Annotated in this window: 16 protein-coding genes and 3 tRNA genes; 7 read left to right on the top strand and 12 right to left on the bottom strand. The window is 59.4% G+C overall.

All coding sequences use genetic code 11. The features are described from left to right. Positions 1-132: 132 nt before the first annotated feature. From HCI85_RS12840 to HCI85_RS12825, 4 genes are all read right to left on the bottom strand, one after another. Positions 133-684 carry a cytochrome b gene (locus HCI85_RS12840; RefSeq protein ID WP_167145003.1) on the bottom strand — a complete coding sequence of 184 codons (552 nt, stop codon included), beginning with the start codon at positions 682-684 and terminating at the stop codon, positions 133-135. Between the two features lie 135 nt (positions 685-819). After that, positions 820-896, bottom strand: a tRNA-Met gene (locus HCI85_RS12835). Positions 897-1,018: 122 nt separating this feature from the next. Further along, a tRNA-Met gene (locus tag HCI85_RS12830) sits at positions 1,019-1,095 on the bottom strand. A 120-nt stretch (positions 1,096-1,215) separates the two neighbouring features. Beyond that, positions 1,216-1,292, bottom strand: a tRNA-Met gene (locus HCI85_RS12825). A 206-nt stretch (positions 1,293-1,498) separates the two neighbouring features. Between HCI85_RS12825 and HCI85_RS12820 the strand changes: the two genes are divergently transcribed. After that, entirely contained in the window at positions 1,499-1,714 is a 216-nt protein-coding gene (locus HCI85_RS12820) for a zinc-ribbon domain-containing protein (RefSeq protein WP_167145002.1), read from the top strand. Between the two features lie 22 nt (positions 1,715-1,736). Beyond that, entirely contained in the window at positions 1,737-2,798 is a 1,062-nt protein-coding gene (dinB, locus tag HCI85_RS12815; RefSeq protein ID WP_167145001.1) for a DNA polymerase IV, read from the top strand. A gap of 72 nt (positions 2,799-2,870) precedes the next feature. On the opposite strand, the gene rhlB is transcribed toward dinB, so the two are convergent. The 5 genes from rhlB to HCI85_RS12790 form a co-directional block, all read right to left on the bottom strand. Beyond that, positions 2,871-4,313: an ATP-dependent RNA helicase RhlB gene (gene rhlB, locus HCI85_RS12810; protein ID WP_206677990.1), complete on the bottom strand. Its 1,443-nt coding sequence runs from the start codon at positions 4,311-4,313 to the stop codon at positions 2,871-2,873. Between the two features lie 104 nt (positions 4,314-4,417). Further along, positions 4,418-5,581 carry a dipeptidase gene (locus tag HCI85_RS12805; RefSeq protein WP_167144999.1) on the bottom strand — a complete coding sequence of 388 codons (1,164 nt, stop codon included), beginning with the start codon at positions 5,579-5,581 and terminating at the stop codon, positions 4,418-4,420. 120 nt (positions 5,582-5,701) lie between these two features. Then, positions 5,702-6,640, bottom strand: a complete 939-nt coding sequence (locus HCI85_RS12800; RefSeq protein WP_167144998.1) for a GGDEF domain-containing protein — start codon at positions 6,638-6,640, stop codon at positions 5,702-5,704. A 194-nt stretch (positions 6,641-6,834) separates the two neighbouring features. Further along, positions 6,835-8,736, bottom strand: coding sequence for an acyl-CoA synthetase (locus HCI85_RS12795; protein ID WP_167144997.1), 1,902 nt, complete (start codon positions 8,734-8,736; stop codon positions 6,835-6,837). Positions 8,737-8,758: 22 nt separating this feature from the next. After that, positions 8,759-9,418: an alpha/beta hydrolase gene (locus HCI85_RS12790; protein ID WP_167144996.1), complete on the bottom strand. Its 660-nt coding sequence runs from the start codon at positions 9,416-9,418 to the stop codon at positions 8,759-8,761. 478 nt (positions 9,419-9,896) lie between these two features. Between HCI85_RS12790 and HCI85_RS12785 the strand changes: the two genes are divergently transcribed. From HCI85_RS12785 to HCI85_RS12770, 4 genes are all read left to right on the top strand, one after another. After that, a complete protein-coding gene (locus tag HCI85_RS12785) occupies positions 9,897-10,925 on the top strand; it encodes an amino acid ABC transporter substrate-binding protein (RefSeq protein WP_090252487.1) in 1,029 nt (342 codons plus the stop codon). Between the two features lie 101 nt (positions 10,926-11,026). Continuing rightward, the gene (locus tag HCI85_RS12780) at positions 11,027-12,211 is read left to right on the top strand and encodes an amino acid ABC transporter permease (protein ID WP_160087623.1); all 1,185 of its coding nucleotides are present in this window, start codon (positions 11,027-11,029) and stop codon (positions 12,209-12,211) included. 9 nt (positions 12,212-12,220) lie between these two features. After that, complete coding sequence (locus HCI85_RS12775) at positions 12,221-13,318, top strand: amino acid ABC transporter permease (protein WP_090252492.1); 1,098 nt, start codon at positions 12,221-12,223, stop codon at positions 13,316-13,318. 9 nt (positions 13,319-13,327) lie between these two features. Next, positions 13,328-14,089 carry an amino acid ABC transporter ATP-binding protein gene (locus HCI85_RS12770; RefSeq protein WP_160087619.1) on the top strand — a complete coding sequence of 254 codons (762 nt, stop codon included), beginning with the start codon at positions 13,328-13,330 and terminating at the stop codon, positions 14,087-14,089. Positions 14,090-14,275: 186 nt separating this feature from the next. Here HCI85_RS12770 and HCI85_RS12765 read toward each other — a convergent pair whose 3' ends face one another. The 3 genes from HCI85_RS12765 to HCI85_RS12755 form a co-directional block, all read right to left on the bottom strand. Next, positions 14,276-14,680, bottom strand: a complete 405-nt coding sequence (locus HCI85_RS12765) for an META domain-containing protein (RefSeq protein ID WP_167144995.1) — start codon at positions 14,678-14,680, stop codon at positions 14,276-14,278. After that, the gene (locus HCI85_RS12760; protein ID WP_167144994.1) at positions 14,677-15,117 is read right to left on the bottom strand and encodes a hypothetical protein; all 441 of its coding nucleotides are present in this window, start codon (positions 15,115-15,117) and stop codon (positions 14,677-14,679) included. Before HCI85_RS12760 ends, HCI85_RS12765 begins: the two co-directional genes overlap by 4 nt. 63 nt (positions 15,118-15,180) lie before the next feature. Further along, on the bottom strand, positions 15,181-17,931 hold the full coding sequence (locus HCI85_RS12755; RefSeq protein ID WP_167144993.1) for an ATP-binding protein: 2,751 nt from the start codon (positions 17,929-17,931) through the stop codon (positions 15,181-15,183). Positions 17,932-18,048: 117 nt separating this feature from the next. Between HCI85_RS12755 and HCI85_RS12750 the strand changes: the two genes are divergently transcribed. Beyond that, positions 18,049-18,759, top strand: coding sequence for a response regulator transcription factor (locus tag HCI85_RS12750; protein WP_167144992.1), 711 nt, complete (start codon positions 18,049-18,051; stop codon positions 18,757-18,759). Position 18,760: the final 1 nt, after the last annotated feature.

Below are 18,760 nucleotides of genomic sequence, written 5' to 3'. Positions count from 1 at the left end.
CTCAGGCGTGTACGGATGGATGCTGGGCGCTGGTCGCGCCTCTGATCAAAAAGTGCGCAATTCTAGCGGCGACGCTGGCAATTGACCAGCACTGAGCGTCACCTGAGTATTGGGACTGAATGCTTGGCGGCGTCAGGGCTGCTTACTTGGCAAGATGCGGGTCAGGGTGTTGTCGCGCACAACAAAGTGGTGGAACAGCCCGGCCGCAGCATGCAGGCCAATCAACCAGTATCCGGCGCTACCGGCCAGTTCATGCCATTCCTTTATCGTGCCAGCCAAATCCGGGTTTTTGCTGACCAAGGGTGGCAACTCCAGGCCAAAAAATAGGATGGGTTTACCGGCGGCGCTGAGGATCAACCAGCCGGCCAGTGGGGCGCCGATCATCAGGCCGTAGAGTGCTAGGTGCATCAGTTTTGCCGGGATGGCTTGCCAGGTAGGCAGGGTAGGTTGGATGACCGGCGTGGGTGCAATCAAGCGTGCCAGCAAGCGCAGCCACACAAGCGTGAAGACGGCGAGGCCCAGCATAAAGTGCCATTGCTTGAGCAGTTCACGAGTGTCGCTGCCTTTGGGAAAGTTCCCTTTGAGCTCGATGCAGGCGTAGACGCCGGCAATAAGAATCAGCATCAGCCAGTGCAGCGCTATATTCAGGCTGCCATAGCGCGCTTCCGTATTTTTCCAGGGCATGGTGTTTTGCCTCCTAGGCTGTCAGTGATCATCGGCTTCAGTGTAGGCAGGCAACTTCCAGCTCTCATTGAGCGTGATCAGCTAAATCGCGCACAAACAAAAAGGCCACTCGATTGAGTGGCCTTTTTGAGTATCTGGTTGCGGGAGCCGGATTTGAACCGACGACCTTCGGGTTATGAGCCCGACGAGCTACCAGACTGCTCCATCCCGCGCCGGCAATTCTATATAGAAATCGTCGTATGTCAACAAAATAGTGTTTTTAATCAAATGCTTAGAATGTGTGTGCGAGAGAAACAAAAAAGGCCACTCGATTGAGTGGCCTTTTTTGAGTATCTGGTTGCGGGAGCCGGATTTGAACCGACGACCTTCGGGTTATGAGCCCGACGAGCTACCAGACTGCTCCATCCCGCGCCGGCCATTCTATACAGGAACGATGCTTTGTCAATTGATTAGTGGTTTTTAATCAATAACTTAAATCGGTTGGGCGTAAATGCAAAAAGGCCACTCGATTGAGTGGCCTTTTTGAGTATCTGGTTGCGGGAGCCGGATTTGAACCGACGACCTTCGGGTTATGAGCCCGACGAGCTACCAGACTGCTCCATCCCGCGGCGCCAATTCTAGCGTTTAAATGCTGCTTGTCAACCTAAAGGTGGCCAGAAGTTGTTTTTATTCAGATGCTTAGCCGTGCGTTGATTGATCTTGCGCTGCAGAACCCTGTGCTAGAGCCTGATTGAGCGGACAGCTTTGCTTTCGGCATAGCCCGCAACCGGGCTGTTGGGCTAGAGTCCCTGCCCATATAAATTGGAGAAATGTTATGAGCGTTGAATGCAAAGCCTGTGGTGCTCAGGTGCCAGCCGATGCCAAGACCTGTCCGGGTTGCGGCGCTGCCGTGGTGGCGAAGACCAAGCTGGTGCCATTGGCTGCGTTTATGCTGATCGTCATCCTGATTATCCAGTCTTATATGAGTAAGTCTGAGGATGCGGCGAGCGAGGCGAAACCGGCAGCGCCTGTTAACTCAGCCGAGCAGTAGCAGCAGGACTGGTGGCTTGGCGATGAACAGCCGCAAGATCATCCACGTGGACTGTGATTGCTTTTACGCCGCAATCGAGATGCGGGATGACCCCAGCCTGGCGAGCAAGCCCTTGGCGGTCGGTGGCTCGGCAAATCGGCGCGGGGTGATTGCCACCTGCAACTATGAGGCGCGCAGTTATGGCGTGCGCTCAGCGATGGCGTCTGGGCAAGCGCTCAAGTTGTGTCCGGATCTGGTCATCGTTAAACCGCGAATGGACGCCTACAAGGCCGTGTCGCGGGAGATTCAGGCGATCTTTCGTGATTACACCGAGTTGATCGAGCCCTTGTCGTTGGATGAGGCCTACCTGGATGTGACCGACAGCCCACACTTCGCCGGCAGCGCCACACGCATCGCTCAGGATATTCGCCGGCGGGTCTCGCAAGAGCTGCATATCACCGTTTCGGCGGGTGTGGCGCCGAACAAGTTTCTGGCCAAGATCGCCAGCGACTGGAAGAAACCTAACGGCCTGTTTGTGATTACCCCAGATCAGATTGAGGACTTTGTCGCCGCCTTACCGGTGAGCAAGCTGCATGGCGTGGGCAAGGTCACGGCTGACAAGCTTGGGCGCTTGGGCATTCGTACCTGCAGCGACCTGCGCGAGTGGAGCAAGCTGGCGTTGGTCAAGGAGTTCGGCAGCTTCGGCGAGCGCTTGTGGGGCCTGGCGCGCGGGATTGATGAGCGAGTTGTGCATAACGACAGCCGGCGTCAGTCGGTTAGCGTGGAAAATACCTTTGATAAGGATTTGCCAGATTTAGCCGCCTGTCTTGAGCAGTTGCCGGCGCTGCTGGAGCAGTTGGCCACGCGGATGGCGCGGTTGGATGCGAGTTACCGGCCGGATAAACCCTTCGTCAAAATCAAGTTTCACGATTTCAGCCAAACCACCTTGGAGCAGGGCGGAGCGCGACGTGATCTGGAGAGCTATATGCGCCTGATGAGCGCCGCCTTTGCGCGTGGCAACAAGGCTGTGCGCTTGCTTGGGGTCGGTGTGCGCTTGCATGATTTGCGCGGCAAGCACGAGCAGTTGGAGTTGTTTGCACTCTAACAGCGGGTGTGCAGGGCGCTTAAATAGAAAAGGCGAAGCCGCAGGGCTTCGCCTTTTTTAGTCGAGCAGGGATCAGTGCTTGCGCGGTACCGGCTTGAGCAGCTCGTCAGGCGGCATTTCGCAGGCGATCTTGCGGCCCAGCAGTGCCTCGATGGCAGGCAGGGCGTAGGCGTCGTCTTCGCCGGCAAAGCTGATCGAGGTGCCGCTGCTGCCGGCGCGGCCAGTACGACCGATGCGGTGCACGTAGTCGTCCGGGGTTTCCGGCAGGGTGAAGTTGATCACGTGGCTGATCGCGTCAACGTGGATGCCGCGACCGGCCACGTCGGTGGCGACCATCACGCGGATCTTGCCTTCGCGGAAGCCTTCCAGTGCGCGGATGCGCTTGTGTTGCGGCACATCGCCGGACATCTGTACGGCGCTGATGCCGTCGCGGGTCAGGCGTTCTTCGATACGCCGCACTTCATCCTTGCGGTTGGCGAAGACCATTACGCGAATCCAGTCGTTCTGGGTAATTAGGTTGTACAGCAGCTTGTACTTGTCGCTGCCAGCCACTGCATAAACGTGCTGTTCAACGGTGTCGCTGGCGACGTTTTCCGGTTCGATCTCGACGATCGCCGGATCAGTGGTCCACTGCTTGGCCAGGTTCATCACATCTTCGGTGAAGGTCGCGGAGAACAGCAGGGTCTGGCGTTCGCCCTTCATCGGGGTCTGGCGGATGATCTGGCGAACCTGCGGGATAAAGCCCATGTCGAGCATACGGTCGGCTTCGTCGAGCACCATTACCTCGACCATATCCAGGTGCACTTCGCCACGCTGGTTGAAGTCAAGCAAACGGCCCGGAGTGGCTACCAGGATGTCGCAGAAGCGCGACTCGAGTAGTTTGAGCTGTTTGTCGAAGTCCATGCCGCCGACAAAGCTCATCACGTTGAGGCCGGTGTATTTGGTCAGGTCGGCAGCATCTTTGGCGATTTGCACCACCAGCTCGCGGGTTGGCGCAATGATCAGCGCGCGTGGCTCGCCCATATAACGCTCTTTAGGCGGCGGGGTTTGCAGCAGCTGGGTGATGATCGAGATCAGGAAGGCGGCGGTTTTACCCGTGCCGGTCTGGGCGCGGCCGATGGCGTCGCGACCACTGAGGGTGTAACCCAGCACCTGCGCTTGGATCGGAGTGCAGTAGGGGAAGCCCAGATCATGAATCGCATGCATCAGCTCGGGGGAGAGCTTGAAGTCATGAAAACGGGTTTTGCCCTCAGCCGGTGCGACGGTGAAGTCTTCCAGTTTCCAGGTGTCGACGGGTTTTGCCGGGCGCTCGCGGCGCGGTTTCGCCGGTTTTTCCTTGCTCTGTAACGGCTTTTCAGCAGCTTCAGGTGAGCGCGGTGAAGCGCTGCGGCTGGATTTGTCAGCGTTGGCGTCAGGCTGGACGCGCGGTGCGCTGGGCGTTACAGGTGACGGAGTTGCTGGGCTGGGCTGCTCGCCCTCGGCTTTGCCGAATATTTTCTTGAGTGCTTTGAGCACGGTCATCTCATCAATTGGTTAAGGAGTGAACGGCCGCCAGTGTAAAGCAAGAAGCCGGCGCGGCGAAGTGCCGCGCCGGATGGCGGCTATTGGCTGTTTTTTACTCAATTTTCGGGAAGGCTGGCAAGCATCACGCGCTGCACGTTACCGCCCATGATCGCGGTAATGTCCGCGTGGCTGAAACCCGCCTTGAGCAGGCCTTCGGTCAGTTGCGGCAAGCCAGTGACGTCAAACGGCGCATGGATGGTGCCGTTGAAATCTGAGCCCAGCGCCACGTGCTGCACGCCAATCAGGTCAGCGGTATAGCGGATTGCCTTGACGATGGCCTCGACCGAGGTGGCGCAAACGGCAGCATCCCAGTAGCCGATACCGATTACTCCGCCGGTAGCAGCGATGGCTTTCAGGTGTTTGTCGCTGAGGTTGCGCGGGCCTTTGCAGGTGCCTTCCACGCCTGTGTGGGAGACAAGTACCGGGCGGGTGGCGATGGCCAGTACGTCATCGATCAGCGGACGCGAGGCGTGAGCCAGGTCGATGAGCATGGCTTTTTCTTCCAGGCGCTTGATCACCTGCCGGCCCAGCGGGGTTAGGCCGCCTTTTTCCAGGCCGTGGGCCGAGCCGCCTACTTCATTGTCGAAGAAGTGGGTCAGGCCGGTAATACGAAAGCCGGCGTCATAGAGTGTGTCGACGTTTTCCAGCTTGCCTTCAATTGGCTGCAGGCCTTCGGTGGCGAGAATACCAGCGACACGCTGCGGGTCTTTTTGCCAGGCGCTGACAAAACTGGCGAGGTCGCTGCGGGTTTTGATCAGTACCAGGCGGCCGTCGCTGTTGGCGCTGGCTTCATCGAGCTTGTGTGCCTGGTAAAGCGCACGTTGCAGCAGGCTGCTCCAGGTTGCCTTGGGCCAGCGCTGAGCCATGGCCAGCAGGGTGATGTTGTCAGTGTCACCGCTGTTACGCTCATAGTTGATGCCGCGCGGCGTCTTGGTCATGGTGGAAAACACCTGCAGGCCAACGCGGCCTTCGAGCATGCGCGGCAGGTCGGAGTGGCCAAAGTCGTAGCGCTTGAGCAGGTCGCGCTCCCACAGCAGCACGTCGTCATGCAGGTCGGCGATAAACAGCTGTTGATGCAGCTGATTGGCCGATTCACTGGCGGGGTAAGGCGCGGGGGATTCGACGCTGTTCATCTTGCGGTCAAGCAAGGAGGGCAGGGCAAACACACTGCCCGCAGCGATCAACAGGATTATCAGCAGGGTGATCAGAATTTTGCGCATAGTAAGGTGCCATCCGGGCGTTGTTGTTATGCGCAGCACTCTAACAAGAGTGGGTCAGAAATGTGATGCGTGGCTAGTGGGCCGTTTGGGGAGCGTAAACGCGCAGCAGATCGCAAAGAGCTAACCGCAGAGGCAGTCGCGGCCTTGCTGCTTGGCTTGATACAGCGCGCTGTCTGCGCGGGCGATCACGCCTTGCAGGCTGTCCTTGGGTTGCATCTGCGCCAGGCCAATGGATACGGTCACCCCCGGCAGTACGCCAATCGGGGAGTGAAATGAGCTGACGGCTCGCAGCGCCTGGCGCAAGCGTTCACCGATGCTACGGGCTTCATCGGCACCGATTTCCGGCAGCAGGATGACGAATTCCTCACCGCCGTAGCGGGTCAGGCTGTCCTTAGGGCGCAGCTGGTTGCGCAGGGTGTGCGCAACCAGGCACAGGGCGTAGTCGCCCGCGAGGTGGCCATGCTGGTCGTTGTAGGCTTTGAAGTGATCGACATCGAGCATCAGCATGCACAGTGGTTTGCCATTGAAGGCGCTACGGGTGCTTTCTCGTTCGAAGATATGTTCCAGCCAGCGACGGTTATAGGCGCCGGTCAGGGCATCAACATTGGCGGTCTGTTCGCTGTCGAGGATGAGCCGGTTGCCTTTGCGCACACGGTCGCAGAGCAGTTCGAGCAAGTTCTGCATCAGTGCTGGTGATTGTTGGAACAGGTTGTACAAGGATTCGCGGTGCAGGCGCAGCACGCAGCAGTGCTCCGTCGCCACCACATAGGCGGAGGGGTGTTCGTTATCGATAAAGCTGATTTCGCCTGCACAGTCGCCGGCTTTGAGGGTGCTCACGGCCTGGCTATCAAGCGAGCCAAGGTAGACCTTGAGTTGGCCCTTGAGCAGCAGGTACAGGTACTGGTTGCGGTTGAAGGGGGATAACAACACTTCCCCTGCATCCAGGTCGCAGGCGCGGAATTCTTTAAGCAGCTGATTAATGCCGCTGGCGGCGACGTTATTGAACAGTCGCAAGTGGCGGATTTGCTGCAGATCAGCCTGCCATTTGGCGTTTTTCATTTGGGCGGCAGGTGTGGCTGTAGGCTATGAATAGTGGGCATCGCTAACGCTCCCTGCATTAAGGGCGAACACCATGCCTGAACATATTCCGCTGCCTGTGGCCTGACAATCCTTGTCAGACGCACGGGCGACCAGCGGTATTGAAGTTGAATGGTTTATCACAATTCTGGCGTGTTCCTTGCGCCAGTGATTGTTTACTCGGTGAGGTGCAGTTCTATCGCAACGGCAAAGCCCGCCAGTCGTTGGCTCACTGCATCGGCCAGTGCGGCCTGGTTGGCGGGTATATAGATGTGGGCAATCTGGCCGCGTTTGTCGTCACTCAAGACCTCCACGCGCAGACGGGCATCTATTTCTGCCAGTGCCGACTGATAAACGCGGGCAATCGCATCGAAGCGCAGCGCCGGTTTGAAGGTTTTACCCACCGCGGTCAGCGGTATGGTGTCAATGATCCAGGCATCCTTGGGGATCGCCGCGCGTTCGTGAATGTGTTCGGCTGCATGGGCCAACAGTTCGGCTTCGCTGACCTCAGCGCCGGGTTTGAGTTGCACGTAGACCACCGGCAGTTCGCCGGCCTTTTCGTCAGGCTTACCGACCGCTGCAGCCATGGCCACGGCGGGGTGTTTGTGCAGCGCTTCTTCAATCATCTGTGGGTCGATATTGTGGCCGCCACGGATGATCAGATCCTTGCTGCGTCCGGTCAGCCAGATGTAGCCATCAGCATCCACTCGGCCGAGGTCGCCGGTGTTGAACCAGTCGCCGTCGACCCAGATGCCGGCGTTCTTACTGCTTTGCAGGTAACCCTTGAATACTGTGGCGCCACGGATGCACAGGTTGCCAATTTCATTGCGGTTGGCCTCCCTTAAATAGTTGCCCTGTTCGTCGAGCACCTTGATGCTCACTTCGCAGTAAGGCATTGGCAGGCCGATGGAGCCGGGGCGACGCTCGCCAGCAGGTGGGTTGGCGCAGCTACCGCAGGTGCCTTCGGTGAGACCATAGCCTTCGATCAGGGTTAGCCCAGTTTTGCTTTCGAACTGGCGAATCAGCTCAACGGGCATCGGTGCTGCGCCGCACAGGGCGTATTTCAGCGAGCTGAGGTCATGGCCTTCGCTCGGCACCTGCAGCAGGCCGGCGTAGATGGTTGGTACGCCGCTAAAGAAGCTGACGTTATGGCGTTCGATGATCGTCCAGAAATTGCTGATCAGGTTGGCGTTGCGGTACCCCTGCGGCGTAGCCAGCAGCACTTCGGCGCCGCCGATGAAAGCAGTCAGACCAGTAACAATCACCCCGTTGACGTGAAACAGCGGCAGGCCGCAAAGGGTGACATCGCCCGGCTCGAAGCGGGTAACCAAGTTCATGCTGAACGCCATGGCCACTTCGTTGCCGTGGCTATGCGGTGCGAGCTTCGGCGTACCAGTGGTGCCGCCGGTGTGGAAGTAGCTGGCAATGTCGTCTGGCGCGATTACGCGGCCGCTTTCCAGGTGGTCGTCTGGGCAGGCCGCGATCAGCTCATCAAAGTCCAGTACGCCGTCTGGCAGCGGCCCGCGCTGCGCTTTGATCGCACTGCGCTGCGGCTCCGGCAGCAGATTGGCCATGTCCACGCAGATAATTGCCTTGAGCGCAGGCAGTTGCTCGCGCAGACCTTCGACCTTGGCCCACAGATCGGTGCCGGGGAAGGGTGCCAGAGTGACCAGCAGCTCGGAGTCCGAGGCCTGGATCAGCTCGGCGATATGTTCCGGGTCGAGCAGCGGGTTGATCGCATTGACGATCCCTGCCGCTTCGCCGCCCCAGATGGTGAAGTGGGTGTGCGGCAGGTTGGGCAACAGAAACGACACCGCCTTGCCCGGACGCAAGCCTAGGCGGTGGAAGGCGTTGGCGGTCTGGGTGATCTTGCCCAGCAGCTGCCTGTAACTGAGGCGGTAAGCCGCCTCGTTTGCCGTGCCCTGGAGGATGAACGAGAGCGCCGGTGCATCTGCTTGCTGCGCTGCACTGCGGCAGATCAGCTCATACGTGCTGGCCGGCAGGTCGCGTTCGGCCAGCGGTGTTTGCTCGATCAGCTGGATATCACGCAGGGTCTTGATCGCAGGTATGGCAGGCATAGGTGGTCTCGCTCGCAGGCAGTCAACTGGTAAACCGTTGCTCCAGCCAGTCGGCGATGTCGCGGATTTCCTCATTCACCACTTCGTGGCCCATCGGGTAATCACGCCATTGCACGCTGACGCCGGATGCAATCAGGTAGTCATGGGCTGCACGGCCCATGGCCGGCAGTACGATGTCGTCGAATGTGCCATGCAAACACAGGACCGGCAGTTGTCTTTTTGTATCTGCCAGGACGACCTCGTCGCTGAATGTAGGGGCGTAGGTTGACAGTGCAATTACGCCACCGAGCGCAAACTGCCAGCGTAGGAAGGCAGTGTGCAGCACCACCGCGCCGCCCTGAGAGAAGCCAGCGAGGACGATGCGGGCCGGGTCGATGCCGCTGTCACGCTGCGCTTCGATTAGTGCGATCACCTGTTGCGCTGAGGCTTCCAGCTGTTCGCGGTTGATCGCGCGGGCCGGGCTCATGGCCAGGATGTCGTACCAGCTGGGCATGGCGTAGCCGCCGTTGATGGTTACCGCCTGAGTCGGCGCTTGCGGCAACACGAAGCGGGTGCTGTGCAAACGCTTCTGCAGCATCTCAGCAACCGGCATAAAGTCGTAGCGGTCGGCCCCGAGGCCGTGCAACCAAATGACGCACGCATCGGCGGCAAGTGTGGGCTGAAGAATCAAGGGTTCACTCATTTGAGGCTCCGCTGTGGTGCATGCGCGCTGATTTAGTGCGCGGGAAAATTTAGGGGGTGGCGATTCTAGAAAGAAGTTGTCGCCAGGGTGCAAGTTTTGCTCTTGACCTGTCCGTATGGTGCTCAAAGCGCGGCGCTGGTACGGGCCTTGCTATACACCTTAGGGACTGATGACGTGGCCGGGCCGTGGTAACACTGCCACCAAACCGGGCACGGAGCAGACTGAAATGCCGTTAATGGCGCTTCACAGGTTCGCCAGGTGCTGCATGCTGTGCGACAAGTCACTTGCTATCTGTCTCTAGCCCATTCAAATAATGGGCGGGTGAGAGTTTATGGCCGCTGGAGCAATCGGCAACTAAACTCGCGCTAAGGTTTGATCCCCGGTTGAGTGTGTTGCTGCCGACACAGTCAACGAGCCCCATAAGGGTACGGTGGTAGAACCGAGACTCCAAACACAACAAAAGCAACTGGAGGTTTTAATGAAGATGGTGAAATCCACATTGGCAGTACTGACCACCGCCGCTGTTCTCGGTGTCAGCAGTTTTGCTCAAGCAGGCGCTACTCTGGACGCGATCCAGAAGAAAGGTTTCGTACAGTGCGGTATCAGCGATGGTCTGCCTGGCTTCTCCTACGCCGATGAGAAGGGTAACTACCTGGGTCTCGACGTTGACGTATGCCGCGCAGTTGCTGCTGCGGTATTTGGTGACGCGACTAAGGTCAAGTACAGCCCGCTTACCGCCAAAGAGCGCTTCACCGCGCTGCAGTCCGGCGAAGTCGACATCCTCTCGCGTAACACCACCTGGACCAGCTCGCGTGATTCGGGCCTGGGTCTGAACTTTGCCGGCGTTAACTACTACGACGGTCAAGGCTTCCTGGTTAACAAGAAACTTGGCGTTTCCAGCGCTAAAGAACTCGATGGTGCAACGGTCTGCATCCAGGCAGGTACCACCACCGAGCTGAACCTCTCCGACTACTTCCGTGCCAATGGCCTGAAGTACACCCCGATCACTTACGACACCTCCGACGAGAGCGCCAAATCGGTTGAAGCTGGCCGTTGTGACGTACTGACCTCCGACCAGTCGCAGCTGTACGCACAGCGCATCAAGCTGGCTGACCCGGATTCCTACGTGGTACTGCCGGAAGTGATCTCGAAAGAGCCACTGGGCCCGGTCGTACGCCAGGGTGACGAAGAGTGGTTCGACATCGTGCGCTGGTCGCTCTACGCGATGGTCAACGCTGAAGAGCTGGGTGTGACTTCGGCTAACGTTGAAGAGCAAGCCAAATCCACCAAGAACCCCGACGTAGCACGTCTGCTCGGCGCTGAAGGTGAGTTCGGTAAAGATCTGAAGCTGCCGAAAGACTGGGCTGTACAGATCGTCAAGCAAGTGGGCAACTACGGCGAAAGCTTCGAGCGCAACGTCGGTACCGGCAGCGAGCTGAAGATCGAACGTGGCCTCAACGCCCTGTGGAACAAAGGTGGTCTGCAGTACGCACCGCCGGTGCGCTGACCGTCCGCTGCCAGTCACTCGTCCTGAGTGGCTGGCATTGTTCTGATTGATGTGAACCTCATGCCCGCTAATGCGGGCATGAGGGTTCCAAGAGGGCTCCTATGCAAACCACTGCAAATGTCCCGCGCCCCGGTGGATCGGTTTGGACCGACCCCAAGGCGCGTGCTTGGCTATTTCAAATTCTTGCCGTTATCGCCGTTGTGGCGCTCGGCTGGTTTCTGTTTGACAACACCCAGACCAACCTGGAAAAACGCGGGATTACGTCCGGGTTTTCCTTTCTCAATAACAGCGCCGGTTTCGGTATTGCCCAGCACCTGATCGACTACGACGAAAGCAACTCCTATGGGCGTGTTTTCGTGGTGGGCCTGCTCAACACCTTGTTGGTGTCGGTGATTGGTATTGTTCTGGCAACGCTGTTGGGTTTTTTGCTGGGTGTGGCACGTCTGTCGCCGAACTGGTTGATCAGCAAGCTGGCCACGGTATACATCGAGACGTTCCGTAATATCCCGCCGTTGCTGCAAATCTTCTTCTGGTACTTCGCTGTCATGCTCTCCCTGCCAGGACCGCGGCAGAGCATGGGCGTTGGTGAAGCGTTCTTCCTCAACAGCCGCGGCCTGTATATGCCAGCCCCAAGCCCGACCGACAGCTTTGGCTTGTTTGCCGGTGCGGTGATTGTGGCGATCATTGGTGTGGTGCTGCTGGCGCGCTGGTCGAAGGCGCGCTTTGAGGCCACTGGCCAGCTGTTTCCGGTGTCGCTGGGGGCAATACCGCTGCTGATCGGCCTGCCGGGTCTGGCGATTTTGCTGGGCGGCAACCCGTTGCAGTGGAGTGTGCCGGAGCTGACGGGCTTCAACTTTCGTGGCGGCTGGGTGCTGATTCCTGAGCTGATGGCGTTGACCTTGGCGTTGACCATCTACACCGCAGCCTTTATCGCCGAGAACGTGCGTTCAGGGATCATGGCGGTCAACCACGGGCAGACCGAAGCGGCTCGCTCTCTGGGCCTGCCAGCGGGCAAGACGCTGCGCTTGGTGATTATTCCGCAGGCGCTGCGGGTGATCATTCCGCCGTTGACCAGCCAATACCTCAATTTGGCGAAAAACTCCTCACTGGCGGCCGGTATCGGTTATCCGGACATGGTCTCGCTGTTCGCCGGCACGGTACTTAATCAGACCGGACAAGCGATCGAGGTGATCGCCATCACCATGAGTGTGTACCTGGCAATCAGTATCAGCATTTCCATGCTGATGAACTGGTACAACAAGCGCATTGCGCTGATCGAGCGGTAAGGAGCAGCCATGCAAACGCATACGTTCAAACCTGATCTACCGCCACCCGCGCTGAGCGTTGGTGTGGTGGGTTGGCTGCGCGCCAACCTGTTCTCCAGCTGGTTCAACACCCTGCTGACATTGTTTGCAGCCTATTTGGTCTGGCTGATGCTGCCACCGCTGATTCAGTGGGCGTTTATTGATGCGGACTGGACCGGTACCACCCGTGCCGACTGCACCAGTGGCGGCGCGTGCTGGGTGTTTGTGCAGCAGCGTTTCGGCCAGTTTATGTACGGTTTCTACCCAAGTGAGCTGCGCTGGCGTGTTGACCTGACCCTGTGGTTAGCGGTCATCGGTGCTGCACCGCTGTTCGTGCCGCAAATGCCGCGCAAGGCCATGTATGGCCTGGCTTTCCTGGTGGTTTATCCGCTGCTGGCCTTCTGGTTGCTGCACGGTGGTTTCTTCGGTCTGTCGACTGTGTCCACCAGCCAGTGGGGCGGTCTGATGCTCACGTTGGTGATTGCCGCTGTGGGTATTGCCGGCGCTTTGCCGCTGGGCATTCTGCTGGCGCTGGGACGGCGTTCGGATATGCCGGCGATCCGCGTGATCTGCGTGACCTTTATCGAGTTCTGGCGCGGTGTGCCGTTGATCACCGTGCTGTTTATGTCCTCGGTCATGTTGCCGCTGTTCCTGCCTGAGGGCCTGAGCTTCGACAAACTGATGCGTGCGTTGATCGGGGTGATCCTGTTCCAGTCGGCCTATATCGCCGAAGTGGTGCGCGGTGGTCTGCAGGCGATTCCCAAAGGTCAGTACGAGGCCGCTGCGGCCATGGGCCTGGGCTATTGGCGGATGATGGGTCTGGTGATTCTGCCGCAAGCCCTGAAGCTGGTTATTCCCGGCATCGTCAACACCTTTATTGCGCTGTTCAAGGACACCAGCCTGGTGATCATCATCGGCCTGTTCGACCTGCTAAACAGCATCAAGCAAGCCACCACCGATCCGGCTTGGCTGGGCATGGCCACTGAAGGCTATGTGTTCGCCGCGCTGATTTTCTGGATTTTCTGTTTTGGTATGTCCCGCTACTCCCAGCATCTGGAGCGCAAGCTGGACACCGGCCACAAGCGTTAGGAGTGAGTTATGAGTGAAGCCAACAAGCAACCCAGCGCCGAGCCGATGATCCTGCTGCAGGGTGTGAACAAGTGGTACGGCCAGTTCCATGTGCTCAAGGACATCAACCTGAGCGTGCAGCCGGGCGAGCGTATCGTGTTGTGCGGGCCTTCGGGCTCGGGCAAATCGACCACCATCCGCTGCATCAATCGGCTGGAAGAACACCAGCAAGGTCGCATCGTGGTTGATGGCACCGAGCTGACCCACGACCTCAAGCACATCGAAGCGGTGCGCCGCGAAGTCGGCATGGTGTTCCAGCACTTCAACCTGTTCCCGCACCTGACCGTGCTGCAGAACTGCACCTTGGCGCCGATGTGGGTACGCAAGATGCCCAAGCGTCAGGCGGAAGAGATTGCCATGCACTTTCTTGAGCGCGTGCGCATTCCGGAGCAGGCCCACAAGTACCCAGGGCAACTTTCTGGTGGCCAGCAACAGCGTGTGGCGATTGCCCGTGCGCTGTGCATGAAGCCGAAGATCATGCTGTTCGACGAGCCGACCTCGGCCCTCGATCCGGAAATGGTCAAGGAAGTGTTGGATACCATGATCGGCCTGGCCGAAGACGGTATGACCATGCTCTGCGTAACCCACGAAATGGGCTTTGCCCGCACCGTGGCGAACCGGGTGATCTTTATGGACAAGGGCGAGATCGTGGAACAGAACGAGCCCAACGCCTTCTTCACTAATCCGCAGAACGAACGCACCAAACTGTTCCTCAGCCAGATCATTCACTGAGTTTCAGCCGCAACAAAAAAGGGAGCCTTCGGGCTCCCTTTTTTGTTGCGCATGGTTTGTACGCGTAGAGTCTGTCTCGGATCTCGCGAGCTAGAGCAAAACAAGCCGCTAGGTTAGTAACAGCCTGTAGCTGTTACTGCGTTGCAACCCAGTTAGGCCGACGCGCAGCTGATCCGAGACGAGCTCTTATTTGCTCTCAGGCCATAGGCGCAATGGCTTGCCTTCGGCGGGCCACAGTCGCAGCTGCTCGATGGCGGAGAAATCCCAGCGCTCTACCGTGCTCAGGCTAGCGAGAAAGCGCGCTTCCTGCTCCATCAAGGCTGGGGCGCACATCTTGCGGGTGCTGCCGGGGGCGCTGAAGCTCAGCTTATCGCCCTCCAGGGTGTAGCTGGCAAACCAGTGGTTGCAGCCGGCGTTGCCATAGGCGCGGCCGTCGTCACCGAGGGTGATGGTCAGGTGGCTGCGGTCGATCAGTGGACGCTCGCCGATCCATTCCACCTGGTAGCTGTGCTCGGTTTCCAGCTGTGGTGCGGATGTGGCGCAGCCCACGAGGCCGGCAGCCAGCAGGCTTATAGTCAGTACGCGTTTCATATAGCCTCATTGTTGATGCATTTCGGGCACAGGTGCTTGGCATTTTTCGACTGCCAGCCCAGTTCCTTGATGCGCGCTTCGGCGGCAGGTGCCTGGGCTTTTTTGCCGAGGGCGGCGTCGACGGCGAACTCGAAGTCCAGCTGAGCATTGCAGCTGTCGCAGTTGGCCTGCCAATTGAAGATCGCCAACTCCTTGAAGGCCGGGCCGGTGGCCACGGCGACCCACTGGCCACGCGGGTTGATCAGATGACGAACCTTGTCGGCCTGCAGGCGCATCGACAATTCGCGGCTACCTTTGAGGGTCACCAGCAAGATGTCGCCGCTCTGGATCGAGCCGCCATTACCGGTGACCTGGTAACGGCCCGGTGCCAAAGCACGGCATTCAATCAGGGTATGTTCGGGGTTGAGCAGGTTGTAGCGAAAATCGTGTTCAGCCATGGAGCCTCCAAATAGGCGCAAATGCTACCACGCAGCCGCTATTGGCTGCGTTGGCCTGCTGCTTCAGGCGTTTACTTCAGCTTCGCTGGCCAGCCGGTCGATTGCGGCATCCAGCTCATCCAGGGCGTGCTGGGCGGCCGGATCATTTTGTTTCAGCAGGGTTTCGCTGCGCTGGCAGGCAGCACGTAGCTGCGGTACGCCGCAGTAGCGGGTAGCGCCGTGCAGGCGGTGTACGCGTTCGATCAGGCTGTTGCGCTCGCCACTGTCGCGCGCCTGACGAATGGCCTGGCGGTCGCCGGGCAGGCCGGCGAGCAGCATGCTCAGCATATCGGCGGCCAGGTCCGCCTTGCCGGCAGCCAGGCGCAGACCTTCGTCGGCATCCAGCACGCTGAGGTTGTTATGCGTGGTGCTGATGCCGGTGTGCTCATTGCTCTGGTTGCGCAGGGCCAGGCCTGTCCATTTGAGTACCACCTGGGCCAGTTGACGCTCGCTGATCGGCTTGGTCAGGTAGTCGTCCAGGCCGCTTTGCAGCAGGGCGCGTTTCTCGTTGGCGAGGGCGTGGGCGGTCAGCGCAACAATCGGCACCGGACTCCGGCCGCGTTGGCTTTCCTGTTGGCGAATGGCTTCGGTGGCCTGGCGGCCGTCCATGCCGGGCATCTGCACATCCATAAAGATCAGGTCGAATGGCTGTTCGGCAGCTTTCTCCACGGCCTCATAGCCGCTGTTGGCGATGCTGACTTGCGCGCCCATGTCGTCCAGCAGGGTTTGCACCAGCAGCAGGTTGGCTGGGTTGTCGTCAACACAGAGAATCAGCGGCGGACGACTCGGGGCGTTCTGCTTGTTTTCTGTACGGTTCTGCCGTGGGCTCACCAGCTCAGCCAGGCCGCGCTGCAGCTTGCGCGTACAGGCCGGCTTGGCCTGCAACTGGCTGTACGCATCCGGCAACAGGCTGTGATACAGCGATTGTTCGGTGGTGGGGCACAGCAGCAGGGTTTTGCAGGCCAGGCGTTCGAGCTCCCAGATGCGTTGATCGAGGCGCTCCGGTGGCAAGGTCTGGGTACTCACGCCGAGTACCGCCAGTTCAATTGGCTGGGCGCTATGTCGCGCCTCGGCCACGGCGCTGAGCAGGCTGTCGAGGTTGTCGAAGCCGCTGACCTGCAGACCGCAGTCTTCCAGTTGATGTTGCAGGGCCTGGCGTGCCAGGTCGTGGTGTTCCAGGGCGGCCGCGCGGCGGCCGAGCAGCGGTGGCCGCGGCAGGTCTTCGGCATCGTCACGGGCCTTGGGCAGGCTCAGGGTGATCCAGAATTCCGAGCCTTCTTCGGGCGTGCTGTCGACGCCGATTTCGCCGCCCATCTGTTCGATCAGACGCTTGGAAATCACCAGGCCCAGGCCGGTGCCGCCGGCCTGGCGGCTGAGCGAATTGTCGGCCTGGCTAAAGGCCTGGAACAGTTCGCGCAGGTCTTCATCGGACAGGCCAATGCCTGTGTCCTGCACGCTGATGCGCAGCTGCGCGCGGTCGGCGCTTTCATCTTCAAGCATGGCGCGAATCACGATGGTGCCGGCGCGGGTGAACTTGATCGCGTTGCTCACCAGGTTGGTCAACACCTGCTTCAGTCGCAGTGGGTCGCCGATCAGCGATAGCGGCGTGTCGCGGTAGACCAGGCTGAGCAGTTCGAGCTGCTTGGCGTGGGCGGCCGGGGCGAGGATGGTCAAGGTGTCCTGCAACAGATCGCGCAGGTTGAACGGTATATTTTCCAACACCAGCTTGCCGGCTTCGATCTTCGAGAAATCGAGAATCTCGTTGATGATCGCCAGCAGACTGTCGGCGGATTTTTCGATGGTGCCCAGGTAATCCTGCTGGCGCGGCGTCAGTTCGCTTTTCTGCAGCAGGTTGGTGAAACCGAGGATGCCGTTGAGCGGAGTACGGATCTCGTGGCTCATATTGGCGAGGAATTCGGATTTGATCCGGCTGGCCTCCAGGGCTTCTTTGCGCGCCAGGTCGAGTTCGATGTTCTGGATTTCGATGGTTTCCAGGTTCTGCCGCACGTCTTCGGTGGCCTGGTCGACGCTGTGTTGCAGTTCTTCCTGGGCGTTCTGCAGAGACTCGGCCATGCGATTGATGCCCGAAGCCAGTTCGTCCAGCTCATGGCTGCCAAGTGGCGGCAGACGGGTTTCCAGGTGGCCGTCCTTGAGCTGGGCGACGCTCTGTTTGATCTGTCGCAGCGGGTCGTTGATCGTGCGGCTCATGCGCACGGCGAGCAGGGCGGTGACCATCAGCCCGGTGGCGATCAGCAGCAGGCTGGCCAGCAAGCTGCGGTAACCGCTGAGCAGGGTGCTGTGGTGGGACAGCTCCAGCTCGACCCAGCCCAGTAGCCGGGTGTCAGGCTCCCCTGTGGTTTTGCCGGTGATGCTCAGGTGCTGCAGATACACCGGCAACAGAAAGCGCGTGGCGTTCTGGTTGCTGTTCTGCGCAGGTTGCGGCTCGCCAGCTGCTGGTGAGGGATTAAGCATGCTCGGCCCAGCATGGGCCAGGGTGTTGCGTTCGGCGGCGAGAAAACTCACAGCGCGCACATCCGGTTGATCGAGTGCTTGGTTGGCAATGCGCTGCAGCACGTCGCTGTCGCCGGCATGCAGCGCTGGTGCGGCCAATGGCGCGAGCTGCTCGATGATCATCTGCCCGCGCTGCAGCAGTTGTCCCTGCAGGCCGGACAATTGCACCCAGGTGAAATAGCCGCCCAACACCAGCGCCAACAGGCTGGTGGGCAGCAGGGTGAGCATGAGCACACGACCTTTAATGCCTAAATCCTTTAACACGCGCTGCCTCCTTGGGTGATGTTTTGGCAGTGTAGCGATTCAGCCGGCGAGAATCTGTAGGTGAGTGCGGCGTGTTTAGTAGGTAGAATTATTCTCATTTGAATCGGTGAATTGCTCGTGCTCACTTATAACCTTCCAACCGCGCGGATTCTTGCGGTTGAAGATGATCCGCTGCTGGCCAGCCATCTGCAGCAGCATCTGCAGGACAGCGGTTACGGCGTCACCCTCAGTCGCGACGGCAGTGAAGGGCTGCGACTGGCAGCCGAGGGTGACTTCGATTTGGTCCTGATGGACATCCTGCTGCCTGGCATCAGCGGCTTGCAGGTATTGCAGAGCCTGCGTGAGCAGCGCGGCGTGCCGGTTATTCTGATGTCTGCATTGGGTGGCGAACAGGACCGGATTGCCGGTTTCAGTCAGGGCGCGGATGACTACCTACCCAAGCCCTTCAGCATGGATGAACTGAAAGTGCGCATCGAGGCAGTACTGCGTCGGGTGGCGTATGAACGGCGTGAATTCACTACACCGGGGTTGGATCCGCAGTTGCAGTTTGATGATTCCCGCACGGATGTGTGCCTGCGCGGGCAATGGGCGGATCTAACCCAGACTGAGTTTCGCCTGCTTGAGCTGTTTGTGCGCCATCCGGAAGGCTTGATGACCAAGGCCTTTCTCTACCAGCAGGTGCTGCGCCGCGCCTATTCACGGCACGACCGCAGCCTGGACATGCATATCAGTCATATCCGGCGCAAGTTGCTGGCTCTTGGCTACAGCGCCGGGCGCCTGGAAACCGTGTGGGGCAAAGGTTATCTGTTTACCCGCGAGGGCGTTTGAG

The sequence above is a fragment of the Pseudomonas sp. OTU750018 genome (assembly GCF_011636575.1).
Taxonomy (GTDB): domain Bacteria; phylum Pseudomonadota; class Gammaproteobacteria; order Pseudomonadales; family Pseudomonadaceae; genus Aquipseudomonas; species Aquipseudomonas peli.
The sequence above is the reverse complement of the archived record's forward strand: the minus strand, read 5'-3'. Positions and strand labels throughout refer to the sequence as shown.

What these genes read in the sequence shown, in the direction of transcription:
- HCI85_RS12760 (WP_167144994.1), bottom strand. Translation starts at nt 15,117, where the DNA reads ATGGCTGAACACGATTTTCGCTACAACCTGCTCAACCCCGAACATACC.
- HCI85_RS12795 (WP_167144997.1), bottom strand. Translation starts at nt 8,736, where the DNA reads ATGCCTGCCATACCTGCGATCAAGACCCTGCGTGATATCCAGCTGATC.
- HCI85_RS12780 (WP_160087623.1), top strand. Translation starts at nt 11,027, where the DNA reads ATGCAAACCACTGCAAATGTCCCGCGCCCCGGTGGATCGGTTTGGACC.
- HCI85_RS12790 (WP_167144996.1), bottom strand. Translation starts at nt 9,418, where the DNA reads ATGAGTGAACCCTTGATTCTTCAGCCCACACTTGCCGCCGATGCGTGC.
- dinB (WP_167145001.1), top strand. Translation starts at nt 1,737, where the DNA reads ATGAACAGCCGCAAGATCATCCACGTGGACTGTGATTGCTTTTACGCC.
- HCI85_RS12800 (WP_167144998.1), bottom strand. Translation starts at nt 6,640, where the DNA reads ATGAAAAACGCCAAATGGCAGGCTGATCTGCAGCAAATCCGCCACTTG.
- HCI85_RS12820 (WP_167145002.1), top strand. Translation starts at nt 1,499, where the DNA reads ATGAGCGTTGAATGCAAAGCCTGTGGTGCTCAGGTGCCAGCCGATGCC.
- HCI85_RS12785 (WP_090252487.1), top strand. Translation starts at nt 9,897, where the DNA reads ATGAAGATGGTGAAATCCACATTGGCAGTACTGACCACCGCCGCTGTT.
- HCI85_RS12805 (WP_167144999.1), bottom strand. Translation starts at nt 5,581, where the DNA reads ATGCGCAAAATTCTGATCACCCTGCTGATAATCCTGTTGATCGCTGCG.
- HCI85_RS12770 (WP_160087619.1), top strand. Translation starts at nt 13,328, where the DNA reads ATGAGTGAAGCCAACAAGCAACCCAGCGCCGAGCCGATGATCCTGCTG.
- HCI85_RS12775 (WP_090252492.1), top strand. Translation starts at nt 12,221, where the DNA reads ATGCAAACGCATACGTTCAAACCTGATCTACCGCCACCCGCGCTGAGC.
- HCI85_RS12765 (WP_167144995.1), bottom strand. Translation starts at nt 14,680, where the DNA reads ATGAAACGCGTACTGACTATAAGCCTGCTGGCTGCCGGCCTCGTGGGC.
- HCI85_RS12840 (WP_167145003.1), bottom strand. Translation starts at nt 684, where the DNA reads ATGCCCTGGAAAAATACGGAAGCGCGCTATGGCAGCCTGAATATAGCG.